Source organism: Aeromonas sp. 600527 (genome assembly GCF_049175415.1).
In the GTDB taxonomy this organism is placed as follows: Bacteria; Pseudomonadota; Gammaproteobacteria; order Enterobacterales; family Aeromonadaceae; genus Aeromonas; species Aeromonas veronii_A.
Genome location: NZ_JAAKVA010000005.1, coordinates 1 through 14,735, shown reverse-complemented (window position 1 = coordinate 14,735; position 14,735 = coordinate 1). Strand labels below are relative to the sequence as shown.

Here is a 14,735-nt window from a genome sequence, read left to right as displayed (position 1 = left end):
ACGTTCATCCTATCACTTAGGTGGTAGAGTTTAGCGATCGCCATCAAACTTTATAAAATAGGGTATTTTTTTGTTATTAAAGTTAAAGGCGGGTTTTGCCCGCCTTTAATTAGTGTAACTTGTTTGCATCATTGCCGGGAGCCCTGCTGAACAGGGTTTCGACATCGATCCCATTAAATTGGTACTGGGCGCCGCAATAATCACAGTGCATGTCGATCTTGCCGAGCTCCTGCACCATATCCATCACCTCTTCCTTTTCTATCTGCAGCAGGGCCCCTTCGCAGCGCTCGCGGGAGCAGGTGCAGCGGAACTCGACCGCCTGCGGATCGAACACCCGCACCTTGTCCTGATGGTAGAGACGGTAGAGGATCTCTTCGGCTTCCAGACCAAACAGCTCTTCATCCTTGATGGTGCTGGTGAGCTGGGTCAGGTGCTCGAAGTCGTCGCTGTGATCCTCGCTCTGGGCTGGCAGTTCCTGCAGCATGATGCCGGCGGCGCGGGGTTGCCCTTCATGGGAACCGGTACGGATCCACAGCTTGGTCGCCAGCTGTTCGGACTGGGCGAAGTAGTGCTCCAGACAGCCAGCCAGGGTGTCGGCGTCCAGCGCGATGATGCCCTGATAGCGTTCGCCCTGTTCCGGCGTGATGGTGATGACCAGCTGGCCGTTGCCGATCAGGCTCTGCAGTTTGTCGTCGCTCGGCAGCTCGCCCTCATAGCGTGCCACGCCGCGCAACTGCTGGTTGTTGTCACCGTTGATCACGGCCAGACGCACCGGGCCATCGCCCTGCAGCTGCACTGTGATGGAGCCTTCAAACTTGAGGGTAGCGGTCAGCAGGCTGGTGGCGACCAGCAGCTCGCCCAGCAGCTTTTGCACCTGCACCGGGTAGCTCTGGGCTTCCACCACGTGGCGGTAGGTGTGATCCAGCTGGACCAGCTCGCCACGTACTTCGTACTCTTCAAACAGATAGCGATACAGCAGATCTTGGTTGCTCATCATGTATTCCTAGCTTTTCGGTGAGGTAAATCGGGCGGGCTGGGGTTGATGCCAGCCCGGTATCAAATCGGGGTCGGTCAGTACTGTTTGACCTTGAGCAACTGGCGTCGCTCCTGCTTGTCGGGGCGGCGCTCGGGGCTGGGGGCAAACTGGCTGTTGAAGCGGCGCGCCTCGCTGTTCTCGGCCCGTTTTTTCAGGCTCTCGGCAGTCTCTTCATAGAGCTGCTGGGCCAGCGGGGCCGATTTGCGTTGCTCGCTCAAGGCCAGCACCCGCACTTCGCGTTCGTCCTGCCCCTGCCAGAAGCGGATCAGTGCCCCCACTTCCACCTGTTTGCCCGGTTTGCTGCGCTGACCATTGTAGTGCACCTTGCCCCCGTCTATCTGATCCCGAGCAATGGAGCGGGTCTTGTAGAAACGGGCCGCCCACAACCACTTGTCGAGACGAACCTCAAGGGCGCTTTCCGGATGATTGGCCATGAACCGGCTCCATAACGGGGAAAAGGGGTGGTCGATTATACCAGAGGCGGGCCGCTGGATAGAAACCGGCCGGCAGCGAAGGCGTGCCCCGCTGTTGTCCTGACCACGCAACATATGGGCAGTTTGCTGATTAACAAGGGAAAAGCGGGGGATCTGGCCGTAAGGGGTAGATTGCCTGCCATATGTTGCATAAAAGATGTCGCCCCTCGCGGGGCGCCATCGTTCAGTGCAATTGGCCGGTCAGGTCGGTGATCAGAAGCGATCCTGCGGTTCGACTTTCTTCTCCTCCTTGCCTTCGCTGTGGGCGATGGCGGTGCGGATCAGGTCAACCCCGGCACGGATAATCAGCACCCCCATGTTGACCAGCTTGACGCAGACCCACATGAAGGTGATGAGCAGGATCAGCTTGAGCACGGTCTGGAACGCTTCCAGGAAGTTCTGCTCCAGCTGGGCGGTGAGGCCGTTGGCGCTGGTCATCAGCCAGGTGTAGACCTCGCGCACGAACGGGATGCTGCTTGGCATCTCCAGCACGTCCAGTGCCGCAGGCAGGGCCTGAAAGATGACGATGCTGCCGAACAGGATCAGGATGACACCGATGGCGATGCCGAGGAAAAAGCCGAACTGTCTCATGGAGGGCTCCAGCGGTTGCTGCATGACATTGAAGATAGCCGCCAATAGTAGGGAGTGCCCTCGCTCATCGCAATCTTCCCGGTGCGGCCATCATGGCCGGATCAGCGCTAAACAGGCTGCCAGCATTGCCCAACTATCTGATTTCTGGGAGGCTTGTCGCCATTGTGCATAGGGAAAGCAAATTGATGTCGAGAACCCTCTTTTTACTGTTGCTGGCGCTGTTTACCGCTCTGCCAGCCCTGAGCGCCGAACCGACGGCGGCAGTCTGCGCCATCCGCCATCAGGATCAATTGCTGCTGGTGCAGGATCGCATCTCCTCCCGCTACAGCCTGAGCGGCGGCTACATAGATGGCGATGAGCGCCCCGAACAGGCGGCGCTGCGCGAGCTGTATGAAGAGACCGGCCTGCGCGGCGAAGTCGTCGCGGATCTTGGCCGCTGGCAGAAAGCGCAGGTCTTTGCCTGCCGCACTCTGGAGCCTATCGTCGCCCAGCAAGATTCCGATTTTGTCTCGCTGCTGCAGGCCCCCAATCTGGGCGGGGAGATCCTCAACGCCCGCTTGATCGCGGTGGACAAGCTGCCCCGCGCACAGCGCCGCTTCCCGGATCAGCTCGACTGGCTGCAAGCCCGGCTTGGCGAGCTGCCCGAGAGCGAGGTGCACTGGCAGGCCGATTTCGTGGCGCAGGGCAATGCGCTGCATCAGGCCGAGATCCCGCTGATGATGCGCCTGCAACAGTGGCTGGGGCCCGATGTCTGGTGGCTGTCGGTCAGTAATCTGTTTGGTTCAGGCGGCTTTCAGCTTGCCCTGATACCTTTGCTGCTCCCGCTGCTGGGGTGGCCACGGCTGCGCCAGCTGCTCTTTGCCATGCTCTGGCTCGGGCTGTTGGTGCAGGCGAGCAAGGAGGGGATCGGCTGGCCGCGCCCCTTCCATCTGCAACCTGAACTGGCGACTCACAGTGCCCAGGGCTTTGGCATGCCGAGCGGTCACACCGCCTCGGCCCTGCTGTTCTGGGGCGCGCTGCTTGGCTGGCTCTGGCCTGCCCGGCGCGGGCTGGCCTACTCGCTGGCGCTGCTGCTGGCCCTTACCACCGGTCTGGCGCGGGTCTGGCTTGGGGCACACTTTATCTCTGACGTAGTGGCGGGGCTGCTGATGGGCGCCATACTGCTGGCTGCTCGTCCCTGCTGGCGTACGGATGGGCTTGTGGCAGGCTGGTTGCTGCTGATTGCCGCGGCGCTGGCGCTCGGGGGACTGACCCAATCGGCCCATCTGACCGGTATCGGGCTGGTAGCGCTGGGCCTCTGGCTCGGGGGAAATGCGGCCCTCGTTCGAGCTGGTTATCCCCCGCTGCTTACAGGGGGCGTTGTGCTGGCGGGCTGCTTGCTGATCGGTGCCGGCCTGTGGCTGTTGCCGCTGCTGACCAGTAGCTCGTTGATCATACTGCTTGGACAGTTTGTGCTCTTTTTCGGGCTGGGGCTCTGGTTGAGCGTCGGCCTCTGGTGGATACTCTCTCTCTTGAAACAAGACTCACGACCCAGGGGCGGACGCCCTGCAAGGGGAACTCTATGAATATGAAAAAAGTGGATTTGGCCAAGATAACCTTGGGGGTGCTGTTTCTCAGCCTCCTGATCATCTCCTGCTTTATGGTGCTGCGCCCCTTCCTGCCCGCACTGGTGTGGGCCACCATGATCACCATCGCTACCTGGCCACTGATGTTGATGGTGCAGCGGTTGCTGTGGGGCAAGCGTGCGCTGGCCGCTCTCTTTATGAGCCTGGTGCTATTGCTGATGTTTGTCATTCCGCTCTTTATGACACTGGCCAATGTGGCGGAGAAAGCCCCCATGCTGATCGAACTGGGGACCAATATCAGCCAGTCGCCTCCGCCCGAGCTGCTCTGGTTGCAGCAGATCCCGCTGGTGGGCGGCAAGCTCTATGACTTCTGGCAGCAAATTCTGGCGAGCGGTGGTCAGGTGCTGTTTGCCAAGCTGGCGCCCTACTTCGGTCAGACGGCGCGCTGGCTGGCTGCTCAGGCCGGTAATCTGGGCATGCTGCTGGTCCACTTCCTGCTGACGGTCGGTATCTGTGGTCTGCTCTATCACTCCGGTGAAGTGGTGGCGACCGGCATTCGCCGCTTTGCCCACCGGCTGGCCGGGGATCGCGGTGACAATGCGACCGTGCTGGCTTCCCAGGCGATCCGCGCCGTGGCCATGGGGGTGGTGGTTACTGCGCTGGTGCAATCCTCGGTGGCCGGGGTGGGGCTGTGGATCGCTGGCATCCCCTACACCATGGTTCTGGTGGTGGTAATGTTCCTGCTCATCGTCGCCCAGATAGGTCCCTTTCCGGTGCTGATCTCCTGTGTCGGTTATCTCTACTGGAGCGGTGATACTACCTGGGGCACCTTCCTGCTGGTCTGGTCGCTGATCGCCGGCACAATGGACAACTTCCTGCGTCCCTTCCTGATCAAACGCGGTGCCAATCTGCCCCTCATTCTCATTCTGGTGGGGGTTATCGGCGGCCTGCTGGCGATGGGGATCATCGGTCTGTTTATCGGCCCCGTGGTGCTGGCTGTGGCTTATACCTTGCTGGATGCCTGGATCAAGGAGGGTGACCACCAGTCAGAGGCGACCCATATCGCGGCAGCGCCCAGTATAGATTGACGGTTCTATAAAAAGACGATGCAAAGAGCCGCCCGATGGGCGGCTCTTTTGTTGATGATGACAGCGTCAGGCCAGTTGTTTCATACCTGAGCCGCAGCGGTTGTTCACAGCATCTGCTTGAGGCGATAGAGCAGGTCCAGTGCCTGGCGCGGGGTGAGCTCGTCCGGGCGCACTGCTTCCAGCTCTTCCACCACCGGATGAGGCTGCGGGGCGAGGGTCACCGGAGCCGGGCGGCTTTCACCGGCGGCGGCCGGAGTGGCGCTCTCCAGCTCATGCAGTTTGTGACGGGCCTGCTGGATCACCGATTTGGGTACCCCCGCCAGTGCCGCTACTTGCAGGCCGTAGGAGCGGCTGGCCGCCCCTTCCTGCACCGCGTGCATAAAGGCAATGGTGTCGCCGTGCTCCACCGCATCGAGATGGACGTTGGCCAGCCCGCTCATCAGCTCGGGCAGGCGGGTCAGCTCGAAGTAGTGGGTAGCGAACAGGGTGTAGGCGCCAATCTTGCTCGCCAGCTGTTCGGCGCAGGCCCACGCCAGCGAGAGACCGTCGTAGGTGCTGGTGCCGCGGCCAATCTCGTCCATCAGCACCAGACTGCGGGCGGTGGCGTTGTTGAGGATATTGGCGGTCTCGGTCATCTCCACCATAAAGGTGGAGCGGCCGGAGGCGAGATCGTCTGACGCTCCGATGCGGGTGAAGATGCGGTCGATGGGGCCGATGCGGGCGCTGTCGGCGGGCACGAAGGCGCCGATATGGGCCAGCAGCACGATCAGCGCGGTCTGGCGCATGTAGGTCGATTTACCGCCCATGTTGGGGCCTGTGATGATCAGCATCCGCCGCTCACGCTCCAGCCGGATAGGGTTGGCGATAAAGGGATCTGTCATTACCTGCTCAACCACCGGATGGCGGCCCGCCTCGATCAGGATCTGATCCTCATCGATGAGGGTCGGGCAGCGATAGTCGAGGGTCTCGGCCCGCTCGGCCAGGTTGGCCAGCACGTCCAGCTCCGCCAGTGCGGCGGCGGAATCCTGCAGATCGCCGAGGTGGGGCAGCAGGGCATCGAGCAGCTCTTCGTAGAGCCGTTTCTCCAGCGCCAGCGCCTGGGACTGGGCGGTGAGTACCTTGTCCTCGTACTTCTTCAGCTCATCGATGATGTAGCGTTCGTTGTTCTTGAGGGTCTGGCGGCGGATGTAGTGGGCCGGCACCAGATGGCTGTTGGCGCGGCTCACCTCAATGTAGAAGCCGTGCACCTTGTTGTAGCCCACCTTGAGGGTATTGATGCCGGTCAGCAGCTTCTCCCGCTCCTCGATGCGGGCGAGGCTGGCGGTGGCGCCGTTGGCGAGATCCCGCAGCTCGTCCAGCTCCTGATTGAAGCCGTCACGGATGACGCCACCATCGCGGATTAGCACTGGCGGCACCTCCATCACCGCGCGCTCCAGCAGGTCGAGCAGCTCGGGGAAGGTGCTGGCCCGCTCGGCCAGTTGTTGCACCGCTTCGTGCTCGTTGTCCGCCAGCAGGCGCTGCAACTCGGGTAACTGGGCGAAGGCCTGACGCAGGCGGGTGAGGTCGCGCGGGCGGGCCGAGCGCAGGGCGAGACGGGCCAGCACCCGCTCCACATCACCCACCTGACGCAGCAGGTTGCCCAACTCGTCGTAGAGGTTCTGCTCAATGAGCTCCTTGATGGTGCTCTGGCGACCTTTCAGGATCACCCGATCGCGGATCGGCTGGTGGATCCAGCGCTTGAGCAGGCGGCTGCCCATGGGGGTGGCGGTGCGATCCAGCACCTCGGCCAGGGTATTTTCGTAGCCACCGGCCAGATTCTGGGTCAGCTCCAGATTGCGGCGGGTGGCGGCATCCATGATGACGGCGTGATCCGGCTGTTCGAGGCGCACGTTGCGGATGTGGGGCAGGGCGGTGCGCTGGGTGTCCTTGACGTACTGCATCAGGCAACCGGCGGCGCACAGGGCAGTCTCGCTCTGCTCGACGCCAAAGCCCACCAGATCCTGGGTGCCGAATTGCTGGCAGAGCAGCTTGCGGGCGGTGCCCAGCTCAAACTCCCACTCCGGGCGGCGACGCAGGCCACGGCGACCCTCGACGTGGTGCAGGAAGGCGAAGGATTCGGGGTAGAGCAGCTCCGCCGGATTGGTGCGCTGCAGCTCCGCCAGCAGGGTCTCTTCTTTCTCGAACTGGTTGATGAAGAAGCGTCCGGAGCCGATATCCATGGTGCCATAGCCGAAGCGGCGGCCATCGTGGTAGACGGCGGCGATCAGGTTGTCCTGTCGCTCGCTGAGCAGTGCCTCGTCGGAGACGGTGCCCGGGGTGATGATGCGAATGACCTTGCGCTCCACCGGCCCCTTGCTGGTGGCGGGATCCCCCACCTGTTCGCAGATGGCGGCCGATTCGCCGAGCTGCACCAGCTTGGCCAGATAGCCCTCGATGGCATGATAGGGAACACCCGCCATCGGGATGGGGCTGCCAGCTGACTGGCCACGCTTGGTCAGGGAGATATCGAGCAGCTGGGAGGCCTTGCGGGCATCGTCATAGAACAACTCGTAGAAGTCGCCCATCCGGTAGAACAGCAGGATCTCCGGGTTCTCGGCCTTGAGGGTCAGATACTGCTGCATCATGGGCGTGTGGGCGCTGAGATTGGCGCTTGGCGCAGCGCCAGTAGCTTGGTGTTGTGCGGTCATGTTCTATTCCAGAAGGGGCCTCTGCGGGCCCGGGTCTGCGGTGATGAGCCTTAAGCTTGATGGCGCCATTCTACACATAAGCGCCGCGCCGGGGGAGCGGGTGTTCCGGGCGCGGTTGTTCTGCACTATTGAAGGCATGACACCGGTGCGGCACCTCACATTGCGGCAGGCAAGGGCGGTCTGCCGTGGTTGCGGGCGGCGCTAGCGGGATCGCATAATGTGCCCCTTGAGCGGATCATAAGGAGTCGTGATGAAACTGGATGCAGAGATAGAGCACCTTGCCATCGAGCTGGGACGGGCCCTCGGTCAACGGGGCTGGCTGGCGGCGACCGCCGAATCCTGTACCGGCGGCGGGGTGGCCAGCGCCATCACCGACATCGCGGGTAGCTCCGGCTGGTTCGATCGCGGTTTTGTCACCTACACCAACGAGGCCAAACAGCAGATGCTGGGGGTGAGCAGCGATAGCCTTGAACAGCACGGTGCAGTGAGCGAGGCGGTGGTGCTGGAGATGGCCCGCGGCGCGCTGGCGCACTCGTCTGCCTCCATCAGCGTTGCTATCAGTGGCATCGCTGGCCCCGGCGGCGCCACCGAAGGCAAGCCGGTCGGCACCGTCTGGTTCGCCTGGGCCGACCGCAACGGCCGTCACCACTCCCTGCTCGCCCGCTTCGACGGGGATCGCCGACAGGTACGCCAGCAGGCGGTGAGACAGGCCTTGTCGGGTCTGTTGGCCCTGCTCAGATAAATTGGGCTTGATACTGTATGAATAGACAGTATACTTAGCCCAACTTCACTTCTTACTCACGATTTCCAGCGGAGATTGGCATGGATCAGAACAAACAGAAGGCACTGGCGGCTGCGCTGGGTCAGATTGAAAAGCAGTTCGGCAAAGGTTCCATCATGCGTCTGGGCGACAGCAAGACCATGGATATCGAAGCCATCTCTACCGGTTCCCTCTCGCTGGACGTGGCGCTGGGCATTGGCGGTCTGCCGTGTGGCCGTATCGTCGAGATCTACGGCCCGGAATCTTCCGGTAAAACCACCCTCACCCTGCAGGTGATCGCGGAAGCCCAGAAGAAGGGCAAAACCTGTGCCTTCGTCGATGCGGAACACGCCCTCGACCCTATCTATGCTGCCAAGCTGGGCGTCAACGTCGACGACCTGCTGATCTCCCAGCCGGATACCGGCGAACAGGCGCTGGAGATCTGCGACATGCTGGTTCGCTCCAACGCGGTTGACGTCATCATCGTCGACTCCGTGGCGGCCCTGACGCCGAAAGCGGAAATCGAAGGGGAGATGGGTGACTCCCACGTTGGTCTGCAGGCCCGTCTGATGTCCCAGGCGCTGCGCAAGCTGACTGCCAACATCAAGAACGCCAACTGCCTGTGCATCTTCATCAACCAGATCCGGATGAAGATCGGCGTCATGTTCGGTAGCCCGGAGACCACTACCGGTGGTAACGCGCTCAAGTTCTACGCCTCAGTGCGTCTGGATATCCGTCGTATCGGCGCCATCAAGGAAGGTGACGAAGTGGTCGGTAACGAGACCCGCGTTAAAGTGGTCAAGAACAAGGTTGCCCCGCCCTTCAAGCAGGCTGAATTCCAGATCTTCTACGGTGCCGGTATCTCCAAAGAGGGCGAGCTGGTGGATCTCGGTGTCAAGCACAAGCTGATCGACAAGGCCGGCGCCTGGTACAGCTACAACGGCGAGAAGATCGGCCAGGGCAAGGCCAACGTGATGAAGCTGTTCGCCGAGAACAAGGTGATGGCTGGCGAAGTGGAAGCCCGCCTGCGCGAGCTGCTGCTCTCCGGTGCCGTGCCAGTCGATGACAAGGCTGCACCGGTTGAGGCAGAAGAGTTCGATGCCGAAAGCGAACAAGAGTTCGAATAAGGAACAAAGGAAGGCCGGGTAGATACCCGGCCTTGTTATTTATGATGGTTGATGAATCCGTTACCGAACCGGTCGAACCTGCCGAGCCGACCTTTGCCGAGCAGCTTACCGCCGCTCGCGCCTTTGCCATGCGCAGTCTGGCCCGTCGCGAGAGTGCCGAGTCAGAGCTGGCTAGACGCCTGCGCCAGCAGGGCTTCAATGAAGAGGTGATCGAGGCGGTGGTCGACTACTGCCGCGGTTACAACTGGGTCAATGACGAGCGTTACGGCGGTATGGCAGTACGGGCCGGTGCCGCCAAGGGGCATGGCCCCATCAAGATCCGCTTCGATCTGCGCCGCAAGGGACTCGACGATATGCAGATTGATGCCGCATTCGATCAGCCGGAGCTGGACTGGTTCGAACTGGCGTTTGCCCTGCTCGAACGGCGCGCCCGGGTGGCCGATCTGGCGGATTTCAAGCTGCGGATGAAGTGGCTCAAATATCTGCTGGGGCGCGGTTTTACCCAGGATCAGGCACGTTACGCTATCTCTGCCCTGCAGGAGCGGGAGGAGTAACGCCACTGCGTGGCAACAGTCGTCTTACCTCTCCTTGTGGCAGGTTTTTCCTGCCGGCTCAGTAGGTTGCGAGCGCAATTCCGAAAAAACCGTCTTTTGTTCATCTCATCCCTCTTTGTGCGCGGCTTTTTTGCCTCTCGACGGTGGAAAAAGCCACTGTGAGCAGTGGCGCTCTTTTCTGGCCCGTTTATGTGCGCTTTTTCGCCCGTGGCGGCCCTGTCCGTTTTACTTTACCCCGCAGAAAACTTACATTAATGCGGTTAAAAGTCCGTATTCGAATCAAGCAGGATTTTCCATGTATATGTCCACGTCAGAGATTCGCGCTGCGTTTCTCGAGTATTTCCGTTCCCAGGGGCACCAGGTTGTCTCCTCCAGCTCGCTGGTACCGCATAACGACCCGACCCTGTTGTTTACCAACGCGGGTATGAACCAGTTCAAGGATGTGTTCCTTGGCGCAGACAAGCGTGCCTACAATCGCGCGACGACTTCCCAGCGTTGCGTGCGTGCCGGTGGTAAGCACAACGATCTGGAAAACGTCGGCTATACCGCTCGTCACCACACCTTCTTCGAAATGTTGGGCAACTTCAGCTTCGGTGACTACTTCAAACAGGATGCCATCAAGTTTGCATGGGGCTTCCTGACCGAGGTGCTGCAGCTGCCGAAAGATCGCCTGCTGGTGACCGTCTACGCGACTGACGATGAAGCTTTCGATATCTGGGAAAAAGAGGTCGGTGTCCCGGCCGATCGCATCGTGCGCATCGGTGACAACAAGGGTGCCCCTTACGCTTCCGACAACTTCTGGGCGATGGGCGATACCGGCCCGTGCGGTCCCTGCACCGAGATCTTCTATGACCACGGCGATCACATCTGGGGTGGCCGTCCCGGCTCACCGGAAGAGGATGGTGACCGTTTCATCGAGATCTGGAACGTGGTCTTCATGCAGTTCAACCGTCAGGCTGACGGCACTATGGAGCCGCTGCCCCGTCCGTCCGTGGATACCGGCATGGGTCTGGAGCGGATCTCCGCCATCATGCAGGGTGTGCACTCCAACTACGAAATCGACATCTTCCAGGCGCTGATCAAGAAAGCGGCCGAGATTGTCGGCACCACCGATCTGAGCAACCAGTCCCTGCGCGTCATCGCTGACCACATCCGCTCTTGCGCCTTCCTGGTGGCAGATGGCGTGATGCCGTCCAACGAAGGCCGTGGCTATGTGCTGCGCCGCATCATCCGCCGCGCCGTGCGTCACGGTCGCAAGCTGGGCGCTACCGATGTCTTCTTCTACAAACTGGCTGCCGAGCTGGCAGTGCAGATGAAGGATGTCGCTGCCGAGCTGATCGCCCAGCTGCCGCTGGTCGAGCGCGTGCTGCGCATCGAAGAGGAGCAGTTCGTCCGCACGCTGGATCGCGGTCTGCTGCTGTTGGAAGATGCTCTGGCCAACCTGGGCGATGCCAAGGTTATTCCGGGCGAAGTGGTGTTCAAGCTCTATGACACTTACGGCTTCCCGGCTGACCTGACTGCCGACGTGGTGCGCGAGCGCGAGATCGGCATCGATGAAGAGGGCTTCAAGGCCGAGATGGAGAAGCAGCGTGCTCGTGCCAAGGAAGCGTCCAGCTTCGGCGTGAACTACAACGAGATGCTCAAGCTCGACTTCGAGACCCCCTTCACCGGTTACAAGACCCTGAGCGAGCGCACTCGCGTGGTCGGCATCTACAAGGGTGTGGAAGAGGTGAGCGGTCTTATCGCCGGTGACGAAGCAGTCATCGTGCTGGAAGAGACCCCCTTCTACGCCGAGTCCGGTGGCCAGATTGGCGACAGCGGTACCCTGAAAGTGGACGACGGCATCTTTGCCGTAACCGACACCCTAAAAGCGGGCAAGGCGATCATCCACAAGGGTTACATGGAGCTGGGCACCTTGGAGAAAGGGGCCGAGGTTGAGGCCGTGGTAGACGCTGACCGTCGTCAGGCCATCGCCCTGAACCACTCCGTGACTCACCTGCTGCACGCTGCCCTGCGTCAGGCTCTGGGCGAGCATGTCACCCAGAAAGGTTCTTTGGTTGGAGCCGAGCGCATGCGTTTCGACTTCTCCCACTTCGAGGGGCTGACCATGGCGACCATTCGCCGGGTCGAGGAGCTGGTCAACAACCAGATCCGCGCCAACCACGAAATCACCACCCAGCTGATGGATCTGGAAGCGGCCAAGTCCGCCGGTGCCATGGCGCTGTTTGGTGAGAAATATGAAGACGACGTGCGAGTGGTGCGCATGGGCGACTACTCCACCGAGCTGTGCGGCGGTACTCACGCCAAGCGTACCGGTGATATCGGCTTCTTCAAGATCATCGCCGAGAGCGGTATCGCGGCTGGCGTGCGCCGTATCGAAGCGGTGACCGGCAAAGCGGCTATCGACTTCATGCATCAGGTTGGCGAGCAGATTGAAGAGGCTGCCGCCCTGGTGAAAGGCGACCAGTTCTGCATCGCCGACAAGGTTCGCCAGATGCTGGACAAGGCCAAGATGATGGAGCGCGAGCTGGAGCAGCTCAAGGCCAAGCTGGCCGCTCAGGCCGGCAACGACCTGCTGGGTCAGGTGATCGAGATCAACGGTCAGAAGGTGCTGGTTGCAGCGCTGGAAGGGGCCGATCCGAAATCCCTGCGCGGCATGCTGGACGAGCTGAAAAACCAGATGAAGTCCGGTGTTGTGCTGCTGGCAACCTGTGCCGACGGCAAGGTCAACCTGATCGCGGGCGTCACCAACGACCTGACCGGCAAGGTCAAGGCCGGTGAGCTGGTCAATCTGGTTGCCCAGCAGGTGGGTGGCAAGGGCGGTGGCCGTCCGGACATGGCACAGGCGGGTGGTACCCAGCCTGAGGCGGTGCCGGCAGCGCTGCAATCCGTTCACTCTTGGCTGGAAGAGCGCCTGTAATCGGGCGAGGTGATCTGTGGCACTCTATGTACAGAAGTACGGCGGCACCTCGGTCGGCACACTGGAGCGGATCGAGGCGGTAGCTGAGCGGGTCGAGCAGACCCGCGCCCAGGGACACGACGTGGTGGTGGTTGTCTCCGCCATGTCGGGCGAAACCAACCGGTTGCTGGGCATGGCCCAGCAACTGGATCCTGATGCCAACCGGCGCGAGATGGATGTACTGGTCTCCACCGGTGAGCAGGTCACCATAGCACTGCTGGCGATCGCGTTGAACAAACGCGGTTGTCCTGCGGTCTCAATGACCGGTGATCAGGTGCGGATTCATACCGATTCCGCCTATGGCAAGGCGCGCATCACCCACATCGACACCGAGCTGGTTCATGCCGAACTGGCTGCGGGCAAGGTGGTGGTGATCGCCGGTTTCCAGGGCCGTGACGAGCATAACGCCATCACGACGCTGGGCCGCGGCGGTTCGGATACCACGGCGGTTGCCGTGGCGGCGGCCATCAAGGCCGATGAGTGCCAGATCTTTACCGATGTGGATGGGGTATACACCACGGATCCGCGCATCGAGCCCAAGGCGCGTCGTCTCGACACCATCACCTTCGAGGAGATGCTGGAGATGGCCAGTCTCGGCGCCAAGGTGTTGCAGATCCGCTCGGTGGAGTTTGCGGGCAAGTACCGCGTCCCGCTGCGGGTGCTGTCGAGCTTTATCGATGGAGAGGGAACCTTAATCACATATGGAGGTGAGAGGATGGAAGCTCCCCTGGTATCCGGGATCGCTTTTAACCGCAACGAGGCCAGTCTGACCATTCTGGGCGTGCCGGACAGACCAACCGTAGCTGCGCAGATCCTGAATCCGATCAGCGACGCCAACATTGATGTCGACATGATTGTGCAGAACACCCTGGGAGATGGCACCGCCGACTTCACCTTCACGGTGAATCGTGACGACTATCGCCGCGCCCGGGCTCTGTTGGAGGAGACCGCAACCGAACTTGGCGCCTCCTGCGTGCAGGGAAATGGCGAAATTGCCAAGGTTTCCATTGTCGGTGTCGGCATGTGGAACCATCCCGGTGTTGCGCGCACCATGTTCAAGGTATTGGGCGAGGAGGGGATCAACATGCAGTTGATCTCGACCTCTGAAATCAAAATCTCTGTGGTGATTGACGAGAAGTATCTGGAGCTGGCGGTGCGAGCCCTGCACGCGGCTTTCGGGTTGGATCAGGCACCGCAAGAGCAGCCCTTGGGCTAACAATCTCTGATTGATTTAGTTTCAACCATTTACCATATCGGTATCTTTGTTAGATAATGTCGCATATCGATATAAAAACAAAACAGGATACAGGAGCAAGCGAATGCTTATTTTGACTCGTCGTGTTGGGGAAACCCTGATGATTGGTGATGAAGTGACTGTCACCGTACTGGGCGTTAAAGGCAACCAGGTTCGTATCGGTGTTAACGCGCCGAAAGAGGTCTCCGTACACCGCGAAGAGATCTACCAGCGCATCCAGGCCGAGAAAGTTCCGGGCCAACCGGGCTTCTAAGCCACTTTCATGGCTGTGACAAGGCGACACCTCATGTGTCGCCTTTTGTTTTTTCTCGGCCCCTGAAATCGCCCTGCAGGGCGCGAAACTGCGGGATAAGTGCCGATATTGTTTGAATATTCCACGCTTTGACTAAATGCTGAGCGAACGCACTTTTTTCTCCAAAAAAGTGTTTGACTAAAAATCCCTGTGAAGTATTATCAGCCCCGCAAACGGAGAGGTGGCCGAGAGGCTGAAGGCGCTCCCCTGCTAAGGGAGTATGCGGCTTATACCCGCATCGGGGGTTCGAATCCCCCCTTCTCCGCCATTTGCGCCCGTAGCTCAGCTGGATAGAGTACCTGGCTACGAACCAGGTGGTCAGAGGTTCGAATCCTCTCGGGCGCACCA

General features: G+C 60.7%; 12 protein-coding genes and 2 tRNA genes. 10 read left to right on the top strand and 4 right to left on the bottom strand.

What is annotated here, in order from left to right:
- Window positions 1–109: 109 nt before the first annotated feature.
- The 3 genes from hslO to G5154_RS08475 form a co-directional block, all read right to left on the bottom strand.
- Window positions 110–994 carry an Hsp33 family molecular chaperone HslO gene (gene hslO / locus G5154_RS08485; protein WP_421250880.1) on the bottom strand — a complete coding sequence of 295 codons (885 nt, stop codon included), beginning with the start codon at window positions 992–994 and terminating at the stop codon, window positions 110–112.
- A 77-nt stretch (window positions 995–1,071) separates the two neighbouring features.
- On the bottom strand, window positions 1,072–1,470 hold the full coding sequence (hslR, locus tag G5154_RS08480) for a ribosome-associated heat shock protein Hsp15 (RefSeq protein ID WP_139748038.1): 399 nt from the start codon (window positions 1,468–1,470) through the stop codon (window positions 1,072–1,074).
- A gap of 252 nt (window positions 1,471–1,722) precedes the next feature.
- Window positions 1,723–2,100, bottom strand: coding sequence for a hypothetical protein (locus tag G5154_RS08475; protein ID WP_421250807.1), 378 nt, complete (start codon window positions 2,098–2,100; stop codon window positions 1,723–1,725).
- A gap of 185 nt (window positions 2,101–2,285) precedes the next feature.
- Here G5154_RS08475 and G5154_RS08470 point away from each other — a divergent pair, with 185 nt between their 5' ends.
- Entirely contained in the window at window positions 2,286–3,665 is a 1,380-nt protein-coding gene (locus G5154_RS08470; protein ID WP_421250806.1) for a phosphatase PAP2 family protein, read from the top strand.
- The gene (gene ydiK / locus G5154_RS08465) at window positions 3,662–4,753 is read left to right on the top strand and encodes an AI-2E family transporter YdiK (protein WP_216952793.1); all 1,092 of its coding nucleotides are present in this window, start codon (window positions 3,662–3,664) and stop codon (window positions 4,751–4,753) included. Before G5154_RS08470 ends, ydiK begins: the two co-directional genes overlap by 4 nt.
- 104 nt (window positions 4,754–4,857) lie before the next feature.
- Here ydiK and mutS read toward each other — a convergent pair whose 3' ends face one another.
- Entirely contained in the window at window positions 4,858–7,440 is a 2,583-nt protein-coding gene (mutS, locus tag G5154_RS08460) for a DNA mismatch repair protein MutS (protein WP_421250805.1), read from the bottom strand.
- A 250-nt stretch (window positions 7,441–7,690) separates the two neighbouring features.
- On the opposite strand from mutS, the gene pncC reads away from it, so the two are divergent.
- The 8 genes from pncC (at window position 7,691) to G5154_RS08420 (ending at window position 14,735) form a co-directional block, all read left to right on the top strand.
- Window positions 7,691–8,182, top strand: coding sequence for a nicotinamide-nucleotide amidase (gene pncC, locus G5154_RS08455; RefSeq protein WP_005357800.1), 492 nt, complete (start codon window positions 7,691–7,693; stop codon window positions 8,180–8,182).
- Between the two features lie 80 nt (window positions 8,183–8,262).
- Window positions 8,263–9,327 carry a recombinase RecA gene (gene recA, locus G5154_RS08450; protein ID WP_040068994.1) on the top strand — a complete coding sequence of 355 codons (1,065 nt, stop codon included), beginning with the start codon at window positions 8,263–8,265 and terminating at the stop codon, window positions 9,325–9,327.
- A gap of 44 nt (window positions 9,328–9,371) precedes the next feature.
- The gene (locus G5154_RS08445; protein ID WP_421250879.1) at window positions 9,372–9,881 is read left to right on the top strand and encodes a regulatory protein RecX; all 510 of its coding nucleotides are present in this window, start codon (window positions 9,372–9,374) and stop codon (window positions 9,879–9,881) included.
- A 295-nt stretch (window positions 9,882–10,176) separates the two neighbouring features.
- Window positions 10,177–12,801 (top strand): alanine--tRNA ligase, encoded by a 2,625-nt coding sequence (gene alaS, locus G5154_RS08440; RefSeq protein ID WP_042033273.1) that lies wholly within the window; start codon window positions 10,177–10,179, stop codon window positions 12,799–12,801.
- Between the two features lie 16 nt (window positions 12,802–12,817).
- Complete coding sequence (locus tag G5154_RS08435; protein ID WP_124241561.1) at window positions 12,818–14,056, top strand: aspartate kinase; 1,239 nt, start codon at window positions 12,818–12,820, stop codon at window positions 14,054–14,056.
- Between the two features lie 103 nt (window positions 14,057–14,159).
- Entirely contained in the window at window positions 14,160–14,348 is a 189-nt protein-coding gene (gene csrA / locus G5154_RS08430) for a carbon storage regulator CsrA (RefSeq protein ID WP_005336053.1), read from the top strand.
- 214 nt (window positions 14,349–14,562) lie between these two features.
- Window positions 14,563–14,655: transfer RNA gene (locus G5154_RS08425), tRNA-Ser, on the top strand.
- Between the two features lie 3 nt (window positions 14,656–14,658).
- Window positions 14,659–14,735, top strand: a tRNA-Arg gene (locus G5154_RS08420).